This window comes from Aquimarina algiphila, from assembly GCF_007489275.1.
Classification (GTDB): Bacteria; Bacteroidota; Bacteroidia; order Flavobacteriales; family Flavobacteriaceae; genus Aquimarina; species Aquimarina algiphila.
Window position 1 is genome coordinate 64,705 of the sequence record NZ_VLNR01000007.1, and the last position, 20,291, is coordinate 84,995.

16 protein-coding genes are annotated in these 20,291 nt (G+C 32.2%); 14 read left to right on the plus strand and 2 right to left on the minus strand.

Features of this window, described 5'->3' with window-relative positions:
* Nucleotides 1-164 precede the first annotated feature (164 nt).
* The 8 genes from FOF46_RS04935 (at nucleotide 165) to FOF46_RS04970 (ending at nucleotide 11,198) form a co-directional block, all read left to right on the plus strand.
* Nucleotides 165-1,670, plus strand: coding sequence for a pyridoxal phosphate-dependent decarboxylase family protein (locus FOF46_RS04935; RefSeq protein ID WP_143915674.1), 1,506 nt, complete (start codon nucleotides 165-167; stop codon nucleotides 1,668-1,670).
* Nucleotides 1,671-1,683: 13 nt separating this feature from the next.
* Nucleotides 1,684-3,021: a lysine N(6)-hydroxylase/L-ornithine N(5)-oxygenase family protein gene (locus FOF46_RS04940; RefSeq protein WP_208746750.1), complete on the plus strand. Its 1,338-nt coding sequence runs from the start codon at nucleotides 1,684-1,686 to the stop codon at nucleotides 3,019-3,021.
* Between the two features lie 131 nt (nucleotides 3,022-3,152).
* Nucleotides 3,153-4,313, plus strand: coding sequence for an MFS transporter (locus FOF46_RS04945; RefSeq protein WP_143915676.1), 1,161 nt, complete (start codon nucleotides 3,153-3,155; stop codon nucleotides 4,311-4,313).
* A 7-nt stretch (nucleotides 4,314-4,320) separates the two neighbouring features.
* Nucleotides 4,321-6,780: a GNAT family N-acetyltransferase gene (locus FOF46_RS04950; RefSeq protein WP_143915677.1), complete on the plus strand. Its 2,460-nt coding sequence runs from the start codon at nucleotides 4,321-4,323 to the stop codon at nucleotides 6,778-6,780.
* Nucleotides 6,781-6,791: 11 nt separating this feature from the next.
* Nucleotides 6,792-7,412 carry a GNAT family N-acetyltransferase gene (locus FOF46_RS04955; RefSeq protein WP_143915678.1) on the plus strand — a complete coding sequence of 207 codons (621 nt, stop codon included), beginning with the start codon at nucleotides 6,792-6,794 and terminating at the stop codon, nucleotides 7,410-7,412.
* On the plus strand, nucleotides 7,409-9,256 hold the full coding sequence (locus FOF46_RS04960) for an IucA/IucC family protein (RefSeq protein ID WP_143915679.1): 1,848 nt from the start codon (nucleotides 7,409-7,411) through the stop codon (nucleotides 9,254-9,256). The genes FOF46_RS04955 and FOF46_RS04960 overlap by 4 nt, the downstream gene beginning before the upstream one ends.
* 4 nt (nucleotides 9,257-9,260) lie before the next feature.
* A complete protein-coding gene (locus FOF46_RS04965; protein WP_143915680.1) occupies nucleotides 9,261-10,358 on the plus strand; it encodes a heparan-alpha-glucosaminide N-acetyltransferase domain-containing protein in 1,098 nt (365 codons plus the stop codon).
* Between the two features lie 12 nt (nucleotides 10,359-10,370).
* On the plus strand, nucleotides 10,371-11,198 hold the full coding sequence (locus tag FOF46_RS04970; RefSeq protein WP_143915681.1) for a crotonase/enoyl-CoA hydratase family protein: 828 nt from the start codon (nucleotides 10,371-10,373) through the stop codon (nucleotides 11,196-11,198).
* A 4-nt stretch (nucleotides 11,199-11,202) separates the two neighbouring features.
* Here the strand turns inward: FOF46_RS04970 and FOF46_RS04975 are convergent, their stop codons facing one another.
* Nucleotides 11,203-11,748, minus strand: coding sequence for a flavodoxin (locus tag FOF46_RS04975; protein ID WP_109433925.1), 546 nt, complete (start codon nucleotides 11,746-11,748; stop codon nucleotides 11,203-11,205).
* Between the two features lie 95 nt (nucleotides 11,749-11,843).
* Between FOF46_RS04975 and FOF46_RS04980 the strand changes: the two genes are divergently transcribed.
* The gene (locus FOF46_RS04980; RefSeq protein ID WP_143915682.1) at nucleotides 11,844-12,212 is read left to right on the plus strand and encodes a hypothetical protein; all 369 of its coding nucleotides are present in this window, start codon (nucleotides 11,844-11,846) and stop codon (nucleotides 12,210-12,212) included.
* 34 nt (nucleotides 12,213-12,246) lie between these two features.
* On the opposite strand, the gene FOF46_RS04985 is transcribed toward FOF46_RS04980, so the two are convergent.
* Complete coding sequence (locus FOF46_RS04985) at nucleotides 12,247-13,257, minus strand: helix-turn-helix transcriptional regulator (protein WP_109433923.1); 1,011 nt, start codon at nucleotides 13,255-13,257, stop codon at nucleotides 12,247-12,249.
* Between the two features lie 191 nt (nucleotides 13,258-13,448).
* Between FOF46_RS04985 and FOF46_RS04990 the strand changes: the two genes are divergently transcribed.
* From FOF46_RS04990 to FOF46_RS05010, 5 genes are all read left to right on the plus strand, one after another.
* Nucleotides 13,449-15,881: a TonB-dependent receptor gene (locus FOF46_RS04990; RefSeq protein ID WP_143915683.1), complete on the plus strand. Its 2,433-nt coding sequence runs from the start codon at nucleotides 13,449-13,451 to the stop codon at nucleotides 15,879-15,881.
* Between the two features lie 14 nt (nucleotides 15,882-15,895).
* Complete coding sequence (locus tag FOF46_RS04995) at nucleotides 15,896-16,624, plus strand: DUF4198 domain-containing protein (RefSeq protein ID WP_143915684.1); 729 nt, start codon at nucleotides 15,896-15,898, stop codon at nucleotides 16,622-16,624.
* Nucleotides 16,625-16,640: 16 nt separating this feature from the next.
* A complete protein-coding gene (locus tag FOF46_RS05000; RefSeq protein WP_167571748.1) occupies nucleotides 16,641-18,200 on the plus strand; it encodes a PepSY-associated TM helix domain-containing protein in 1,560 nt (519 codons plus the stop codon).
* Nucleotides 18,201-18,289: 89 nt separating this feature from the next.
* Nucleotides 18,290-18,706: a DUF3052 family protein gene (locus FOF46_RS05005; protein ID WP_143915686.1), complete on the plus strand. Its 417-nt coding sequence runs from the start codon at nucleotides 18,290-18,292 to the stop codon at nucleotides 18,704-18,706.
* Nucleotides 18,707-19,327: 621 nt separating this feature from the next.
* Complete coding sequence (locus tag FOF46_RS05010) at nucleotides 19,328-20,239, plus strand: LytR/AlgR family response regulator transcription factor (RefSeq protein ID WP_143915687.1); 912 nt, start codon at nucleotides 19,328-19,330, stop codon at nucleotides 20,237-20,239.
* The last annotated feature ends 52 nt before the right edge of the window (nucleotides 20,240-20,291 follow it).

Here is a 20,291-nt window from a genome sequence, read left to right on the forward strand (position 1 = left end):
TCTTTTACACTATGTATTAAGAAAATATAAAAGTAATGTTAGAAGAATACTAATTTATAGAGCCTTATAAATCCACGTCATTTTTTATCCGATTTACGTCATTTAATTATTTCTATGTAGCCATAGTTTTGTGCTTTGCTTATTTAGACCAAATAAAAATAATTATGTTATCAGAAACCCAACTTACTCTAAAACCTGACCTGGCGGTTGATTATCTTTTTGATGCTCATTCTAAATATGAGTATGAAGCTCATATAGAGAAAGCAGTACAGTACATAAAAAACTTTTTAGACAATACCTCTTTTTATAGTGGAGCATCTGTAGAAGAATTGAGGTCTCGTAAAAGAAGTATTGCTGTAAATGCTAAAGAAAATATAACGTTGGATGACGCATTGCATGAAATTAAGGATGTATTCCTTGATCATGCAATTTCATTTCATCATCCACATTATGTAGCACATCTCAATTGTCCTGTATTATTACCTGCGTTAGTGGGTGACCTTATAGCTTCATCTGTTAATACGGCTATCGAAACCTGGGATCAAAGTACTTCTGCAACATTGATCGAACAGGAAATAATTCGTTGGATTTGCAATAAGATGAATTTCCCTACACAATCTGATGGTGTTTTTACCAGTGGAGGAACGCAATCAAATTTCAAAGCACTTTTGATGGCTCGGGATCATTATGCATTTACCCATTACGGAATAAACCTGAAAGAGAATGGTTGGTCTGATGAAGTAAGCAAATTCCGTATTTTTTGTTCAGATAAAGCGCATTTTAGTATTAAAAAGAATGCTGCATTACTAGGTATGGGATACGATTCTGTAATACCAATAGATACCGATGATAAACTAAAAATGAAGACGGATGCTCTGGTACAAGCTATTGAAAAAGAAAAGCAAAAAGGAAATATACCGATTGCTATAGTAGCCACTGCAGGAACTACTGATTTTGGAAGTTTTGACCCTTTGGAAACGATTTCCAAAATAGCAAAAGAATATAAGATATGGTTTCATGTCGATGGTGCCTACGGCGGATGTTATGTGTTAACCGATACTCACAAAACCCAACTTAAAGGAATTGAATATGCAGATTCTATAACCATAGATTTTCATAAAACCTTGTTTCAACCTGTATGTTCTAGTGCTTTTCTAGTTAGAGATACTAAACATTTTCAATACGTATCTTACTATGCTGATTATCTAAATCCATTAGAAAGTAGAGATGAAGAGTTTCCTAATCTAATCGAAAAATCCATTCAGACCACTCGTAGGTTTGATGCATTAAAATTGTGGTTCACTTTGAAGGTTACAGGAGAGACAACATTAGGTTCTTTCCAGGAAAAGGTGCATCATCTGGCGCTGGATGTATATCACAATATTAAAGATGATATCTATTTTGAAGTAGCGCATCAACCAGAACTAAGTACACTTGTATTTCGGTTTAAAATTCCTGGAATTGAAGATGATAAGATTTTGGATACTACAAATCTTTATATCAAGAATACACTTTTCAAATCTGGGAAAGCTTCTGTGGCTAGTACAAAACTAAATGGCAAAACCTATTTAAAATTTACGCTTTTAAATCCAAGAAGTACAAAAGAAGATCTTTTTGAGGTGATCAGAATGATTAAAGAACAAGGGTTAAACTATACTACAAATAATTAAAAAAGATAAGATAATGGTGAATGATAGTAAAATATTAGATTTTGTTGCAGTAGGTATTGGTCCTTTTAATCTGGGGTTGGCTTGTTTAACGAATCCAATTGATGATCTCAAAGGTGTTTTTTTAGACAAAAGCTCTGGTTTCGATTGGCATCCCGGTATGTTACTTCAGGACACAACACTTCAGATTCCATTTATGGCAGATTTAGTGACTTTGGCAGATCCTACAAGCCCTTTTAGTTTTTTGAATTATAGTAAAGAACAAGGGCGTATGTATTCTTTTTATATTAAAGAAAATTTCTTGTTGCTTCGTAATGAATACAATCAGTATTGTCAATGGGCAATACAAAAATTACCTAATTTATTTTTTAATACAGAGGTGATTCATACTCAATATGATGAAAGTGAGCAATGTTATATTATAACTTCTAGATGCACACAGACAGAAGAAATAAAAATATATAGAGCAAAGAAGTTGATTTTAGGAACAGGAACACATCCTTACGTTCCAGCATGCTGTAAAGAGTTAGAAGGAAAGGCAATTCATTCTTCATCTTATTTGCAGTATAAATCAGATCTACAATCTAAAAAAGCTATAACGATATTGGGTAGCGGACAAAGTGCTGCCGAGATTTTTTATGATCTTCTTCAGGATATTGATACAAAAGGATATCATCTTAATTGGATTACAAGATCTCCAAGGTTTTTTCCATTGGAGTATTCTAAATTAACTTTAGAAATGACATCTCCAGAATATGTTGATTATTTCTATAATCTATCGCAAATCAAAAAAGATGATTTGATTAAAAATCAAAAACATTTATATAAGGGTATTAATCAAAATCTTATTGCTGATATCTATGATATGATCTATACAAAGCAGTTGACTAATGATAATATCAAGATAGGTTTACGTACTAATTCTGAATTGACCAAAGCTAAATATGAATACAATCAAGACGTTTTTAATTTAGAATTACACCAAACAGAACAGGATAAGATGTATAGACATCAAACTGAAGCATTAGTGCTAGCCACAGGTTATACTTATAAAATGCCTGAGTTTATTGATGGTATCGCAGATCTAATTCAATGGGATGATCAAAGTCGATACGCTGTGCATCGCAATTATAGTATTGATAAACAAGCTAAAGACATTTTTGTGCAAAATGCAGAATTGCATACTCATGGGTTTGTAACTCCTGATTTGGGAATGGCATGTTATCGTAATTCTTTTATCATTAAAGAACTCACAGGAAAAGAATACTACGCTATAGAAAAGCGCATTGCTTTCCAACAGTTTGAAGTAACCAAGGAAGAAGAAATAACTATAGAAGAGCCCATTTTAAAATGACAAATCTCTAAACCTCACTGATCTTTAAGATCTGTGAGGTTTAATACATTAGAAAAAATCGTAGAATAAAAGAAACTTATCAAGCCAGAGCTTTAAAATAACAAATGAATCTTAAAAACTTTCTTATACTCATGACCTTGATAGCGGTGGTTAGCGATTATTTGCTTCACCCTTTCTATCCACAGTTTTTTGAAGCTCGTTTTGGGGTTACAAATCCAGAATATGTTGGCTATTATTTTGCTGCTATTTGTTTTATGGTGATGATTGCGTTTCCATTTTGGGCGTATATATCTAAAAAAGTCGCCGAACTTAATATCTTAAGTTATACACAATGTATAGCAGGGATATTGGCTTTATATTGCTATTGGACAACTTCTTATTTTAATTTCTGGATAGTATCTCTAAGTATGGTTTTGTTTAAAGGGAGTTATCTTTTAGTATACCCTTATATTCTTAAAATTATTACTAAGGAAGAACACGTTAATACAATAGGAGTACTCTCTGTTGTGGTTCATTTAGGCGGTATTTTGGGAGCAGTAATCGGCGGTTTAACTGTTGATTTGATTGACGCCAGTTATATATTCTTGATTATGGCGATAGGAGATTTTGTCCAAATGGGGATGAGTATATTTCTATTACAAAGTAAAAAATATAATACTGATAAGAGTATTACAAAAAAAATCACTCCTGAGATTAAGGATAGAATTATCCCCAAAAGCTTTATCCTTAAGATTGGATTAGTGACCATGGTTTTATATTTCAGTGATTTTCTAATTCGTCCTTTTTTCTCTTTATACTGGGAAAGCATATCCTTATATAGTAGTAAAATAATTTCTGGGTTTGTATATGCTATACCTGGTTTCATTGCTTTGTTTGCATTATGGTATCAAAAAACACGAAGCCCAAAAGAGAAACACAGCGGTATTATATCTGCATTGTTTTTGGGAATAATTGGGGCATTACTTCAGGGTTTTCCTGTTGATGTAATTGTGATCGCAGGCAGAATAATTTATGGGTGGGCAATTTTTCAAGCAGTAGTTCGCTTTGATGTATTACTATTCGAATTTAGTTCTCCGGATTCTTATGCAATTGATTATAGTAAAGTACATTTTTTTCAAAACTTAGGTGTATTACTAGCTTCTTTTTCGGTTGGAATTCTTGTAGAGTTTCAGGGGCTCCAAATTCCATTTGTGATAACTAGCATAGGTTTTGTAATAGCTCTTGGAGTGTATTATTTCATATTTCATAGAGTATTTAGGCAAAAACAGGTGAAACAACTAGCAAAAACATAAAGATTTTATGTCAGTACAGCAACAAACAGATTTTGTAGCCGCGTCAAAAGAAGGGTATGAGTTTTCATCTACCTATGAAAACTTTGGAGACATCCATATACGGCATTTTAATGTAGAAAAAGATAGCGTTGTATTACATGATTGGGTAAATCGTGATTATGCAATATTTTGGGGTATGCAGCACTATTCGATTGAACAGGTAAAAGTCGAATATGCTAAATTAATGACTCCAGATCATTATGATGTATTTGTAGGTATGTATAAAGAAGAACCTGTTTTTATAGTAGAGCGTTATCATCCTCAAAAAGATATCATTAAAGACTATTATCAAGCGCAGCAAAATGATTGCGGAATACATATCATCGTGGCTCCACGATCAGAAAATAAAATAAAGAACTTCACCTGGTACATGTTCAATACGATCATGAATTTTATTTTTCAAAATCAACAAGTACATCGCATATTGGTAGAACCCGATATTAGAAATAAAAAAATGTTTGCGATATGCCAGCGAGTAGGATTTCAGCTTAATGCAATAGTAGAGCTCCCTCATAAAACGGCTCAGTTAGCATTCTTAACCAGACAAAAACACCAACAACTTAAATTAGTTCCACAAATCAATAAACGAAGTGCAATGAATACTTTAGATAACGCCGTTTCGCCCCAACAATCTGTTGCTCATATACAATCAAAATTATGGGTAAAAGTAAATACATTACTGATCAAAAAAGCAATCTGTGAGTTTAGTCACGAATTGCTTATACAACCTAAGATCATTGAAAAGCTAGAAGATGGATGGAATCGATACCTTTTAAAAACAGATGATTCTACTATTCAATATGAATTTTGCGCAAAGCCTTTAGCATTAAATCATTTGTGGATTAATGAAATTTCTATTAAAAAGTATCAAGAGGCAATGACAATACAACTTGATGCTATCTTATTCATTAAAGAATTTAGAAAACAATTAGGAATTAAGGATAATGCAATGCCGGTTTATCTGGAAGAAATCATTAGCACACTGTACGGAAGTGCTTTTAAGCATATCAAAGGAAATCCAGAAGCTAAAGATTTGGTAGCTGCAGATTTTCAAACCATAGAGCAATCTATGATGGAAGGGCATCCTGGTTTTGTAGCGAATAATGGTCGTATTGGGTTTGATAGTAGTGATTATAGATCGTATGCTCCCGAAGCCGGAAATTCCTTTAGTCTTATCTGGTTAGCCGGGCATAAAAAAAATACGGTATATGCAGCTATAGAGGACTTGCCCTATGATAAATTAATTCAACAAGAATTAGATCAGGAAACGATTTTAGCATTTAATACAGCAATAAAAAATAAAGGTTTTGATCCGGATGATTATTTCTTTATCCCAATGCATCCATGGCAATGGTTTAACAAACTAGCCAATATATTTTCACCAGAAATTGCTATGGGAAACCTAATCTGCTTAGGTTATGGGCCGGATCAATACCTTGCTCAACAATCTATCCGAACCCTATTTAATATCTCTAATCCCCATAAACTATATACCAAAACGGCACTTTCTATTCTAAATATGGGATTCATGAGAGGATTACCATTATACTATTTGGGAACAGCTCCAAAAATGGCAGTGTGGTTAGAAAAATTATTATATAGTGACCCGTATATTCAGGAAACGGGCTTTAGAATGCTTGGTGAAATAGGATCGATTAGTTATGTGAACCCATATTTTGAAGAGTTTGGTCCGCACAATGATTATAATAAAATGTTAGCCTCGTTGTGGAGAGAGAGTCCTATGTCTGCAATAGAAAAAGAACAACAGCCGATGACCATGGCAGCTTTTTTACATATAGATCATCATGGAGAGGCATTTCTTCCTAAAATTATTGATACATCGGGACTGTCGATATCAGACTGGTTACGTAATTATCTTAAAGCATATCTAAGTCCGCTATTACATTGCTTTTATCATTTTGATTTGGTATTCATGCCTCACGGTGAAAATATCATTATGGTTTTAGAAGATCATATTCCGGTAAAAGTATTACTTAAAGATATTACAGAAGAAGCTTGTATTCTTAGTCCTGATGTTGAATTACCAGAGCATTTAAAACGAATGTATGCTCCAGTTCCTGAAGATGTAAAGTTACTTTCGATCTTTACTGATGTTTTTGATGGTTTTTTTAGATTCATGTCGCATGTTCTGGTTGAGCATGCCGAGTATACTGAAGAAAAATTCTGGAAACTTGTAGCAGAAAACATATGGGATTATCAGGATCGTTATCCAGAGAAGAAAGCAAAGTTTGAGCAATATGATCTTTTTGCATCAGATTTTCATTTATCCTGCCTCAATCGACTTCAGTTAAATAATAATAAGCAAATGATTGATCTGGATGATCCCGTAGCACTACTTCAGTTTGCAGGAAGATTACAAAATCCGATTGCAACTTTTAAAAAAGAAGAATCTACATCACAAGTATAAGTTACCTGTTTATGAATAACACTGAGATCATATCAAAACCTATCTTTTCTAAAACCATTCATGGTCTTGGAGATATACACCTGCGTTTTTTGGATTTAGAAAATGATATTGAAACCGTTCATGATTGGGTTACCAGACCATACGCTTCTTATTGGGGTATGCAAGAATACCCTTTGGAAGAAGTAAGGATCGGGTACCAGGAAATTATTGAATCTGATTATCATGATGCATTTATAGGAATATTAGATAATCAACCTATTTTTTTAATGGAACGGTATCAAGTTTCAGAAGATCCAATATCGACATATTATGATGTAAAAAAAGGAGATATTGGCATGCATATTCTTGTGAGTCCTCCACAAAAAAAGATCCCAAATTTTACATGGCACATATTTTCTACGATACTTGACTATTTATTTAGTGATATCCAGACAGAACGTATTGTTGTAGAACCCGATGTGAGAAATGAAAAAATCCATGTGCTTAATAAAAGAGCCGGATTTCAATATCATAAGGAGATTCAATTACCTCATAAAAAAGCAGCCCTTGCCTTCTGTAAAAGATCAGCATATAAGAAAGCACTTTTATTAGAAGAGAAGAAAAATAGTACTCTTAAAAACGAAAAGCCATGAGCGGTAAAAAATTAAATAGTTTACCCGTACATTTTGCTCATCTACAGCCCGAGATTTGGAAAAAAGTAAATCGAACTTTAGTCAAAAAAGCAATTAGTGAATTTGCGCATGAACTACTTATAAAACCAAAACTACAATATCAGGAAAAGGATTGGGGACGTTATGTTTTGATTTCTGATATCCCCGGAATTACGTATGAATTTTGCGCCAAAAAAAGGTGTTTGGATCATTGGAATATCAATGAAAATAGCATCATAAAAAGAAAAGATGGAAACCCAACAGTACTGGATGCATTACATTTTATTTGGGAATTTAATAGTACGTTGAAAATTCCAACAAATCTGCTACCTACTTATTTCGAAGAGATCACCAGTACACTATCTGGAGCTGCGTATAAATATTGTAATAAAAGATATTCATCCTCAGAATTAGCGCAGGGCAGCTTTCAATTAATAGAACATGCTATGACAGAAGGAAATCCTTGTTTTGTTGCTAATAACGGAAGAATCGGTTTTGATGCAGAGGATTATATGAAGTATTCGCCAGAAGCTGATCACCCTTTTCAGATAATTTGGGTAGCAGGACATAAAACCAAAGCTACATTTACTGCAATAAAAGGATTTGAATATAAATCATTAATGCGGCGAGAACTTGGTGTTTCAACTATTGCAAAATTTAATACGATACTAGAAGATTTAGGCTTAGATCTGGATTCTTATATTTTTATACCTGTCCACCCTTGGCAATGGAATACTAAAATACTGCATGTTTTTGCTGCTGATATAGCAAATAATAACCTTGTGCTTTTAGGAAAAGGAGATGATCAATATTCAGCACAACAATCTATCCGAACATTATATAATAAAACCAATCCAGGTAAACTATACACCAAAACAGCACTATCTATTTTAAATATGGGCTTCATGCGTGGTCTTTCTCCATATTACATGCAGAGTACTCCAAGTATTACAGCATGGATAACAACGTTATTGATGAGCGATCAATATCTAAAGCAAACTGGTTTTACAATGTTAGGAGAAGTGGCTACAGTTGGATATAGGAACCTTAATTACGAAGTTTTAGGAAAAACAAATGCCCATAATAAAATGCTCTCGGCATTATGGAGAGAATCACCAATGTCAAAAATTAAAGAAGGTCAACAATTAATGACAATGGCTGCTTTTTTACATATAGATGATGAGGGTACTTCTTTATTAAGTGAGTTGATAAAAGCATCTCCTTTTGATACGACGACTTGGTTAAAAAAATACTTGTATTGCTATCTGAGCCCCTTGATACATTGCTTTTATACTTATGAGATGGTCTTTATGCCTCATGGAGAAAACCTAATTATGGTGATGGAACATCATACCCCTGTAAGAGTATTAATGAAAGATATAACAGAAGAAGTTATTGTTTTTAATTCAGAATTAGATCTACCGGGAAAAGTCAAACGATTGTATACAGAAACTTCTGATAAAATGAAGGTGTTATCAATTTTTACAGATGTATTTGATTGTTTTTTTAGGTTTATGGGAGATATACTAGCAGAGCACGATGAATATCCCGAAGAACTATTTTGGGAACTGGTTGCTGATTGTATTTTGAATTATCAGGAAGAACATCCTGAATTACAAGCAAAATTTGAGAGATATGATCTTTTTACACCAGAATTTGATCGATGCTGCCTGAATAGATTACAACTGAGTAATACAAAACAAATGTTGAATTTGGCAGATCCAATAGAGAGTTTACAATTAGTAGGAACACTCAAAAACCCTATTGCAGCATATAAAACAAGAACAGTTGAAGCATCATTTTCTCAACATAATATAGTAAAATAATAGAATGGAAAATAATAAAAGAATTTTAGCAATTGACTTTGCTAGGGGAGTAAGTGTACTTATGGTCATCATGGTACATACGTTATGGATATATGGAGATTTATCTACACAAGGTGATACCTGGCTTGGAGAAGTAATACATTTTATAGGAAAAGGAACGCCTATGTTTCTTCTGGCAATGGGAGTATCGTTTACATTATCTAGAAATCAAAATATGATATTGTCTATAAAAAGAGGAATCTATATTCTTTTGGCTGGGTATATTATGAATCTATTAAAGTTTGTTGTTCCAACTATTATAGGAACGACTCCTGATTCTTTTATAGAAGCTTATGGTTGGACATCTCCAGCCAATATGGATAATATGCTTTTTATGTTATTAACCGGTGATATATTGCAACTGGCAGGAGTGTCACTATTATTTATGGGAGTGATAAATAAGTTGTCAAAAAATAAGTATGTTCCTTTGATTATTGCATTTTTAATAATACTTACTACCAAGGAAGTACACGGGTTTCAACTAGGGATACCAGGAGTGGATTATATATTTGATCTAATGTGGGGAGCAGAATGGAATGTGTATTTTGCGGTATTTCCATGGTTTTCTTTTATACTTATTGGGATGTTCTTTGGAATGTGGTACAAAGAAAATAATAAAAGTGAACGATACATATTTGTTAGAATGTTACCGGCTGGAATTATTTTAATGCTGATAGGAGGTGGTTTATGCTATTATAATTTTGAATATCATTTCGGAGATTACTTTCATTTAGGCCCTGGAGGAGCAATCTATCTCACAGGTTTTAACTTGCTATTATTGCGATTTGCATTTATGATGGTCACTCGAATTCAACCTAACAAGGTCTTTGATTTTCTGTATTACTGTAGTAAAAGGGTGACAACGATTTACATTATTCAATGGGTAATCATTTGTTGGGGAATGGGCATACTAGGATATCAACAATTTGGAATAACTGGTGTTTTGATTTTGCTGCCGATATTTACGATAATTACACTTTTATTACAAAAGGGGTTAGATATACTTTTGACACCGAAAAAAGTAAAAAATAATAAGGTAATATCACGAAAGTCAATAGTATAAAATACAGTAGTAATGAGAAAGTTTAATTGTCTGAATGTAGAGTACTATAAAGAACACGAGGTATTACTTTGGAAAATAAAAGATACCGGAATGCCTAATTTTTGCTTAAAAGGGTTGCTGGAATTTAAAGAGTTTGCGATTTGGGTTAGAAGCTATTTTTCTCATCCAGAAAGGCCTGTTAAATTTATTGTTTCTGCTTCAGAGCATGATGGTATTTATAATATGGGAGGTGATTTACCTTTTTTCGTTGAAAATATCAAATCTTGTAATAAGACTGCGCTAACACAATACGCACATTTGTGCATTGATGCTATTTATGAGATTTATACTTCATTTGGGCTTCAAGCTCTTACCATTGCAATGGTTGAAGGAAATGCATATGGGGGAGGGTTTGAATGTGCCTTGAGCCATGATATTATTATTGCAGAAAGAAAAGCAAAATTCTGTTTGCCAGAGAATAAGTTTAACCTTTTTCCCGGTATGGGAGCGTATAGTTTACTCTACAGAAAATTAAACACAATAGATGCTAACACTGTTTTAAAGGCTGGAAAAATCTACCAAGCAGAAGAATTATATGATTTGGGATGTATTGATAAGTTGAGTAATGAAAACAAATCGATACAAACACTATTTTCTTATATAACCAAAACCAGAGAACGTTATAATTTTGAATATCATCATAATGTATGTAAGAAAAAGATTTTCCCGCTTGATAAAGCAGAATTAATAGATATTACAGATATCTGGGTTGATGCCTGTATGAAAGTAGAGTTATTCGACATAAGGAGAATGGAAATTCTTGCCAAAGCTCAATATAGAAAAACAAAAGTTGTACTCTAATAGATTAAAGAGTGACTTCTTCTTTGGTCAAATAATGTTTTAACTCTAGCTTTATTTGATGCACCCATTTTTCTAATCGCTCATCACTTAATTGAGATTCATTATCATGGTCTAAGGCCAGGCCATAAAAATACCCTTCTTTTTCTTCTATCAAAGCAACAGAATCGGTAAAACGATATCCTTCTATAGGCCAATGACCTATAATTTCACCTCCATTTTCTATGACAACTTTTGCCAAAATCCCTATTCCGTCAACAAAGTACTCACCATATCCTATCTGATCTCCTAATCCGTAAATTGCAACCACTTTGTTACTGAAGTCAATTTCTTGAAAATCATCAAAAAAGGATTCCCAATCACTTTGTAGATCTCCATCATACCAGGTTGATAATCCAAAAATGAAAATTTCAAATTGATCAAAGTCACTCTTGGATACATCTCCAATCTCTCTGATGTCTAAATTTTCATCTCCCCATATAGAAGAAAAATCTTTGGTGATATCATCTGTACACCCTGTATCTGATCCATAGAATAAAGCTATTTTTTTCATATAAGTATCGATTAAATATTTCTACAAAAATATATTATTTTTAATTATTCTAAATAAAAATAATATAATAAATTTGAATATTCAAATTTAGATGTATGTATATTTTAGATCCATTATTTAAGAATAGCACAGGTTCTGCTTTTAGTATAAAAAATCCAGATATAACAGGGGAAGTTAAAGAGAAAATACAATTGCAAATAGGTGATATTGCTATTTATATGGATATTATAGAAATAAAAGCATTTCTTACAGTTATTCGTTCGGCAAAGAAAGGTTGTCAATGTAAAGACTGTAATTGTAAGGCTCCATATAAAACAATAAAATGTAATACGCCACATGCAGAAATCAATTTTAAATTAACTCCAGAAATTTTGGATGGTTTAGAGGAACTGGTTTTAGGAATTTTGTTTTATGGAGAATATGACAATATTTTAAAAGATAATAGTATAAAAAATATGCGCTAAAGATTTTTTTGTTTTCTTGAAAAGGAAGGTGTTGTCATGTAGTTTGTAGACCTTTTTGTCTGTATTTTTTTGGAGTAATACCTTCAATCTTTTTAAATGCTGCTGTAAAGTGCGTAGAGTTTTTATAACCTACCAATTCTGAAATTTCATAGATAGGTTTTTTACTATGGTTTAATAACTTTTTTGCTTTGGTCATTCTTAATTGTAATGCATACTCGAAGATAGTAGTGGCAAAAACACGTTTAAACTCTTTCTTCAGCATAAAGTCATTAAGTCCAACTTTACGTGCTAATTCATGTACTGAATATTGAATGGTGAGGTCCGAACTGATAATAAATTGAACTTCATATAGTTTTTTTATCAGATGATCTGTATTGGATACTTCAGTTTTGGTACCCTTATCCATATCAAGATGTAGTGCTAGGAGCTCTAATACTTTTGATTCTAGAAATAGACGCTTTAATAATCCTTGTCTGGTATCGGTTAACAGTTCAGTAAGGATTTCTTGCGTTTTAGAGCATAAAGGCTGAATAGAGTTTTGATCTATTTTATCTAACGCATATTTTTTACTGATTCCGTATGTCGAATTAAGCTTATGCTTTTGGATAAAATCAGGGTACATACGTATTTTGACTTCTTTAAAATATTTATTTTTGTGATATTGTATTGATCCAGACGCTTGAGTGATATAAACAAGATAACTTTCCTGACTTTCGTATATAAAGTCATGATTTTTCCCATCAATTCTGATGATTTGTTCACCGTCAATAAGATACGATAGTTCTAAAGCGTTGATACTACTTCTAGCATAAGTTTTAACATCCTTTTTTAAGGACACATCAAAAATTCCTATAAACAACCCATCAAAGTGATTATATTCAAAATATCCATCTCCAAATTCTGGAGAAAATTTAAATTTTCTAGAACGTACACCACAATGTTCTTGTGATTTAATAAGCTCGGTTACAGTTCGTAATGTGCATCTTTTTTGTTTCTCTAAATGTAATGTTTTTGAACGCTCTTTATCGCGTCTTTTTTTATCCATAATGCGTCATTTTTCTCTTTCCCTAGACACTAATTTTGCATTAAATTTATTTAGATTAAATATAAATAACAAAGATAGTGAAATGAGAACGGATAAAACAAATCCTTATTTCAAAAAAGGAAACAAATCTTTTTTTAAGCGTAGATTTTGTTCTTGCCTTCACTTTTATATCAACAAAAATTACAATCAAAATGAAAAAAGTAAACTGGCTATTTGCAATAGCTTTTTTGTGTGCTTCTAACTTTATTTTAGCACAATCCGGAATCATCAATGGGAAAGTGATTTCGAATACAGGAAATATACTGGAAAACGTAAATGTAGCTTTAAAGAATACAAATCTAGGGGCCAAAACAATAGCAGATGGTACATTCGAAATTTCTAATGTACCTGTAGGAACATACACACTTACAATAAGTTTTATTGGATATACTTCAAAACAAATTTCGGTTACAGCTACCGAAGGTCAGACTAGTACTATGGGTGATATTGTTTTAAATAAATCTGTTCAGTCATTAGATGAAGTAATGGTTAATGGCGATAGAGTAAATAAATTTTCCAGAAAAGAGAGTATAGCAGTGTCAAAACTTCCTTTAGGAAATCTTGAAAATACTCAGGTGTATAATACAGTGAGTGCAGAATTAATAAAAGATCAGGTAGTGACAACTTTTGATGATGCATTAAATAATGTTGCTGGATTAGATAGATTATGGGAATCTACAGGTAGAGCTAATGATGGGGCAGGATACTTCGTTCTTAGAGGTTTTGAGGCTCAACCTAATTTTTCTAATGGCTTACCGGCACTTACAAATGGTAGTCCAGATCCAATTAACATAGACAAGATAGAAGTAATAAAAGGACCTTCGGGAACCTTATATGGAGGACCTTTAACTAACTATGGAGGGTTAATCAATATTTCGACCAAAAAGCCATATCAAGGTTTTGGAGGTGAAGTATCGTATACAACCGGAACCTATGGGTTAAATAGAATAACGGCAGATATTAATACCAATCTTGATGAAGAAGGGAAATACTTATTTCGACTAACTAGTGCTTACGAGTACAGAGGAAGTTGGCAAGATGCTGGTTTTAAAAGATCTTTTTTTGTGGCACCTACATTATCATATCGAGCCAATGATAGATTATCATTTTTGATAGTGGCAGAATATAAAAATGGAGAACAAACAAATCAACCGTTTATTTTTCTAAACAGAGCTACTCCATCAGCGGTGCTCAATGCAGATGATGTTGGTATTAATAGAGATAGATCTTTTACTAGTAATGATCTTACATTAAAAAATCCAACCTTCAATTTACAAGCTCAAATGAATTATAAAATTTCTGAGCATTGGAATTCTCAGACAGCGGTTTCTCGCGGAGTAACAAAATCAACAGGGTATTACTCTTTCTTATTTGATGTTGATGGTCAGTTTAACTTTGCACAATTCATTAAGCAAGAAAATTCGACTACAGAAACAACTAATATTCAACAAAATTTCAGAGGTGATTTCACCCTAGGAGGTTTACGAAACAAAGTGTTGATTGGGGTTGATTACTTTAATCGTACTATAACGAATAATAGTGATACGAATTTTGTTACTATTGGGAGTTTTCGTCCTGATGGAACAGCTGGGCCTACTAATCTACCATTAAATCGTTCTTCTGTAGATGGAGCATTAGTAAATAATCCTATTAATAACATAAAAACCAAAGAACATGTATATGGATTTTATGCTTCAGATCAATTAGATATATTACCAGAAGAAAGTACTCAAAAACTTTCGGTTATGGCAAGTTTACGAGTAGATATTTTTGATAATGAAGGTGATCAATTTAATGAAGATGATGATTATGATCAAACTGCAGTATCTCCAAAGTTTGGATTGGTCTACCAGCCGATTAAAGATCAGGTGTCAATTTTTGGAAACTATCAAAACAGTTTTAGAAATGTAGCTCCTAATACTTCTGCTACTGGAGAATTAATAACTTTTGATCCAGAGCAAGGAAATCAATATGAATTTGGGGTAAAAACAGACCTATTTGATAAGAAACTTTCTGCAACGGTAAGTTATTATAATATAAAAGTTAAAGATAGAGTATTCCAAAATGTTATTTTGGACAATACAGGAACTCCTATAGGTTTTGAATTCGTTCAGGGAGGAGAAGTAGAAAGTAAAGGGTTCGAATTAGAGATTGTAGCGAATCCTGTTCCAGGGCTTAATATTATTGCCGGATACAGTCATAACGATAGTGAAATTTTAACATCTACAAATAATCCAGGACCATTTGATGAAGTAGGAAGAAGACCAGATAATGCAGGTCCTGAGGATTTAGCTAACCTATGGGCGAGTTATACATTCCAGGAATCATCTGCCTTAAAAGGTTTTGGATTAGGTGCAGGATTCAATTATGCAAGTGATAGAAAAACATTAGATAGTTCGATAACCGATACGTTTATTATTCCAAGTTATACCATAGTGAATACTTCATTATTCTATCAGAACAAAGATTATCGAGTGGCACTAAAACTTAATAATGCATTTGATAAGGAATATTTTAGAGGTTGGTCTACCCTTAATGCGCAACAACCAAGAAGCTTATTAGCTAGTGTCTCTTATAGATTTTAAATAAGATCATAAAAATGAAAAGAACACTTAAAATAGCATTACTATTGTTATTGATCAGCACAAAATCTTTTGCACATTTCTTTTGGATAGAAACAAATACTAAAGGGACTATTAACAAAGAACATGAAGTACGAATCTATTTTGGAGAATTTGGAAGTAATGTCGTAGAAAAAACCAATGGCGAAGTTTTTCAAGATGCTAAACATTTTATAGTTTGGGTTATTGATCAAAAAGGCAATAAAACAGAACTGAAGACCACTGCAACCGAATCTTATTATACAGGTAAGTTTATACCAAAATTAGAGGGTACATATTCTATAATCCTTGATAATAAGAAATATAAAGTTCTGGATTATACTAAGTATGATTATGGAATCTTTAGACCTCAATACCATTCGATTACTAAGGTAGAGATAGGCAATAATATTGAACATAAAACGGCTGCTGTTAATCCAGAAAGCATTACAATAATTGATCTTTCTTCAGAAAAAGAAAAGGTAAAAATCCAAGTGCTCTTTAAAGAGCAACCTCTAGCAGAAGCAGAAGTTACTGTATTTATGAAAGATAATTGGTCAAAGAAGATAAATACCGATAAAAACGGAATGATAGTTTTTAACCTCCCATTTAAAACCAGGTATGTAATCGAAGCAACTCATGAAGACAAAATACCAGGAAGTTATAATGGTTTGAAATATCAATTTACATGGCATTGTGCAGTCTTAACTGTCAATGAATCTTTTTAAAATTACCTAATATATTGTGAAAAACACGTTTAAAAAAACGATTCGATTTATCCATTTATGGCTAGGCCTTACTACAGGCCTAGTCGTATTTATTGTTTGTCTTACCGGATCTATTTATGCATTTCAAAAAGAAATTAAATTATTGGTATACCCATACTATCAAGTTGAGGAAAGTGCAAAAGGTAGATTAGCATTATCTGATCTTGTACATGCTTATGAAGAACAATCCGAGCATCAGGTATTGCGAATTTATGATTTTAAGGAACCATCTCGATCAACAATGCTGCTCACTATAGAGAATAAAGCATATTATTATTCTTTCATTAATCCATATACCGGAGAAATATTAAATGAAGTATTTCTGGCAAGAGACTTCTTTACCATTATTCTTTATATTCATATGAATTTGTTGTTAGGAGAGATTGGCACTCAAATCATAGGTTGGTCTGTTATCGTGTTTATTATATCGCTAATTAGTGGTTTGATTCTTTGGTTTCCTAAGAATAACAGAGTTTTTAAAAATAAGAAAGGGAGAAAATCACAATTCGGGATAAAAATTAATGCTCCAAAAAAGAAACTTACTTATGATCTACATAAGGTTTTGGGGTTTTATGCTGCTTCCATTTTAATAGTACTTGCAATAACGGGTATTGCATGGACATTTACCTGGGTTGATAATGCTTTGTATACAGCAGTTACTTTTGAGAAGAAAAAAGAAGAAAAACCTATTGCAATCGATAGCACTAATTTTAGAACAACATCGCTAGATGCATTAAAAGAGTATGTTCTACCGCAGAGAGAAGATAAAGATCTCTTTATTTATTTTTTACCTAATACAAACACCGAACCTGTTCGTGTGATGAGCTCTCCCGGAGATGATCGTTTTGGGAATAGCGATAATTATTATGCAGATCCCAGTTCTGGATCGATTATTTCTACCAAGTTCGATGAAGAAAAAAATGCAGGCCAGAAATTGAACAGTTTATATTATGATATACACACAGGAAGTTTATTAGGATTAGGGGGCAAAATATTAGTATTTCTGGCTGGACTTATAGGAGCATCATTACCTGTGACTGGAGTTATGCTTTATATGAATCGAAGAAAAAAAAGAAAAAAGAAAAAAAGAATTGTAACCGAAACAATTCAAAATGAAGAGATAATAGAACAAAAACATGAAGAAATGAAGAATAAAATAGCACTATTATGGTTATTTCTTGCAGTAGGTTTCATACTGCATCATATTTATGGATTAGCAGGTATTTATTTTGGTAAAGAACTAGCTATAGAAGGGGCTAATGGAGAAACCCCGGGATGGGCACACTATTACAGAATATTATTTGAAATTATTATTTTGATATTATCACTCGCCAGTCTTGAACTCACTAAAAAATGGTTTAAAATAACTTCTTTTGTATGGGCAATACTGCTTGGGTTATTTAATACATATCACGTTGTTGAAGCGATTTTATATGAAGCTTCAAATACGTCAGAGATTATTCTTTTAGGATGGATGGTTGCGGTTAGTATACTGTTGATTTTGTCCCTTAACAAATGGAAAAAGATTAAAAATTAATGCATCGATAATATCAAGATAATAGTTCTGAGCCTATCGTTCGCGTAACCAATAGTGACAATTTTGATAGAAATGATTATCTTTTTGGGATGAAAACCAGAACAGGATATTCAGGAAAACCGTTATACCAAAAATTAGGAATCAAAGAAGATTATAAAGTTCTTTTTTATAATGAACCAGAAGCGTATTATCAATGGCTCGAAATACCATTTCAACCAACAAAAGTATCAGGAGAAGATTTGGCAGATATGATGCACATTTTTGCTAAGGATAAAGAAAAACTTAGAGAGTACCTTGTAAATGGTATTTCGCAAATACAACAAAATGGAATGATTTGGGTATCCTGGCCTAAAAAAACTTCAAAAGTAGAGACAAATATTACAGAAGACACCATTAGAGAAATAGCATTCCCTTTGGGACTTGTCGATATAAAGGTATGTAGTGTAAGTGTTGTTTGGTCAGGTCTGAAAATCGTTATCAGAAAAGAAAATAGAAGGATAGTTTAACTCGTTTGAGAATGATATCCTTAATCGTTTTCACAATATTAATATTGAGATAAGAGTTTATCTTTAGATAAAATAGAATGCTTTGTTTTTTAACAAAAAACAAATCTGTGATTTGATATGGCTTGTAACGGTTCATATTGAAAACCATCCCAAAGCAATATTATAAACTATATAATACAAAATAATATTAATCCTTATGGTTAATATTATTGTTAATGAAGTTTTTATATAGCATAGATTTTCAGGTAATTGTATTGAAAAATCAAAATAATTTTAAGGTATTTTCCTTAAGCTTTAGGGTGTTTTACCCTTGTCTTTCAGTTATTTAATTTTGTATATTTAGATAAGCTTAATGAAAGCAATTTCTATACTGTTTTCATCTAAAAATTGAATTGAATAATAAAACTTACCCCAATTAGACTGTTTCTTTTTGAAGCTTAGGAATTATATGATATATCAGGCTATTTAGGATATAAATGTAATTTCTTAGCAAGGAAAATAATTTTGATAATATCGGTTATTAGTAAAAGAAGGTTCTGATACAATTCATAGTTTAATAAACAGAGACTATTACTTCAGAATATTTATCATAAATGAGAGAACATAATTTAACTAAAAATTATGGCAACAAAATACATTTATAAAGATGAGATGAGTAGAATTTCTACTCCTGTATCAGATATGGAAACAATGATTCCCCCTTTGACTGGTTATAATGAAAAGGCTTGGGATAAAAAACATATTCACTATAAAGATTCACAGAAAATCACCTCTCTCCTCATTGATTCCGATATAAATGCATGTAATATTCTAGAGAACATGCTCAACTATCACTGTCCATATGTTACTATAACGGGAAAACTCAATAGTGTAGACCAAGCAAAGACATGGATTGATACGAAATCTTTGGATTTGGTATTTTTTGGCATAGGCACTGAACAGAAAAACGAATTTAGTGCATTGAAAAAAACAGGTAATACAAACTTTGAAGTCATTTATATTACCGAAAAAGAATATTTAAATGTAGCAACTTTACAACAAAATGTTTTTGGTTATTTACGTAAACCCATTCAAGAAATTCAATTATTGAATGTTGTAAAGGATGTACAACAAAAGATCATACAGCAAAAGGATAGGATAAAAAAAAGCAAAGAGTTATTAGAGAATACTTTTAGAATAGGATCTCAAAAAGATATCATTGGGATTCCAACATTAGAAGGTTATGAATTTTTGCCTATTGAGAATATTATTTGTTGTCAAGGTATGCAGAAGTGCACCAAACTTATTACAAATAACGAATCGAATTTGATTAGTTCTTATAATATTGGAGAGTTTGTAAAATTACTTCAGCCTTTTGGTTTTTTCTCTACACATAAATCTTTTCTCATCAATCTATCAAAAATTAGAAAATACTATAAAGAAGGTTCTATTATTATGAATAGTGGGCATCATATACCTCTTGCTCGAAGAAGAAAAGAATTGTTTTTACAGAGTATTAAAAGAGATTTGAAGTTTCCTATTATTCCTCGGTAGTAAACGTTGCTTCCTAATTCTAAACCGATAGTCAGATCAGTGTTGTAAAACT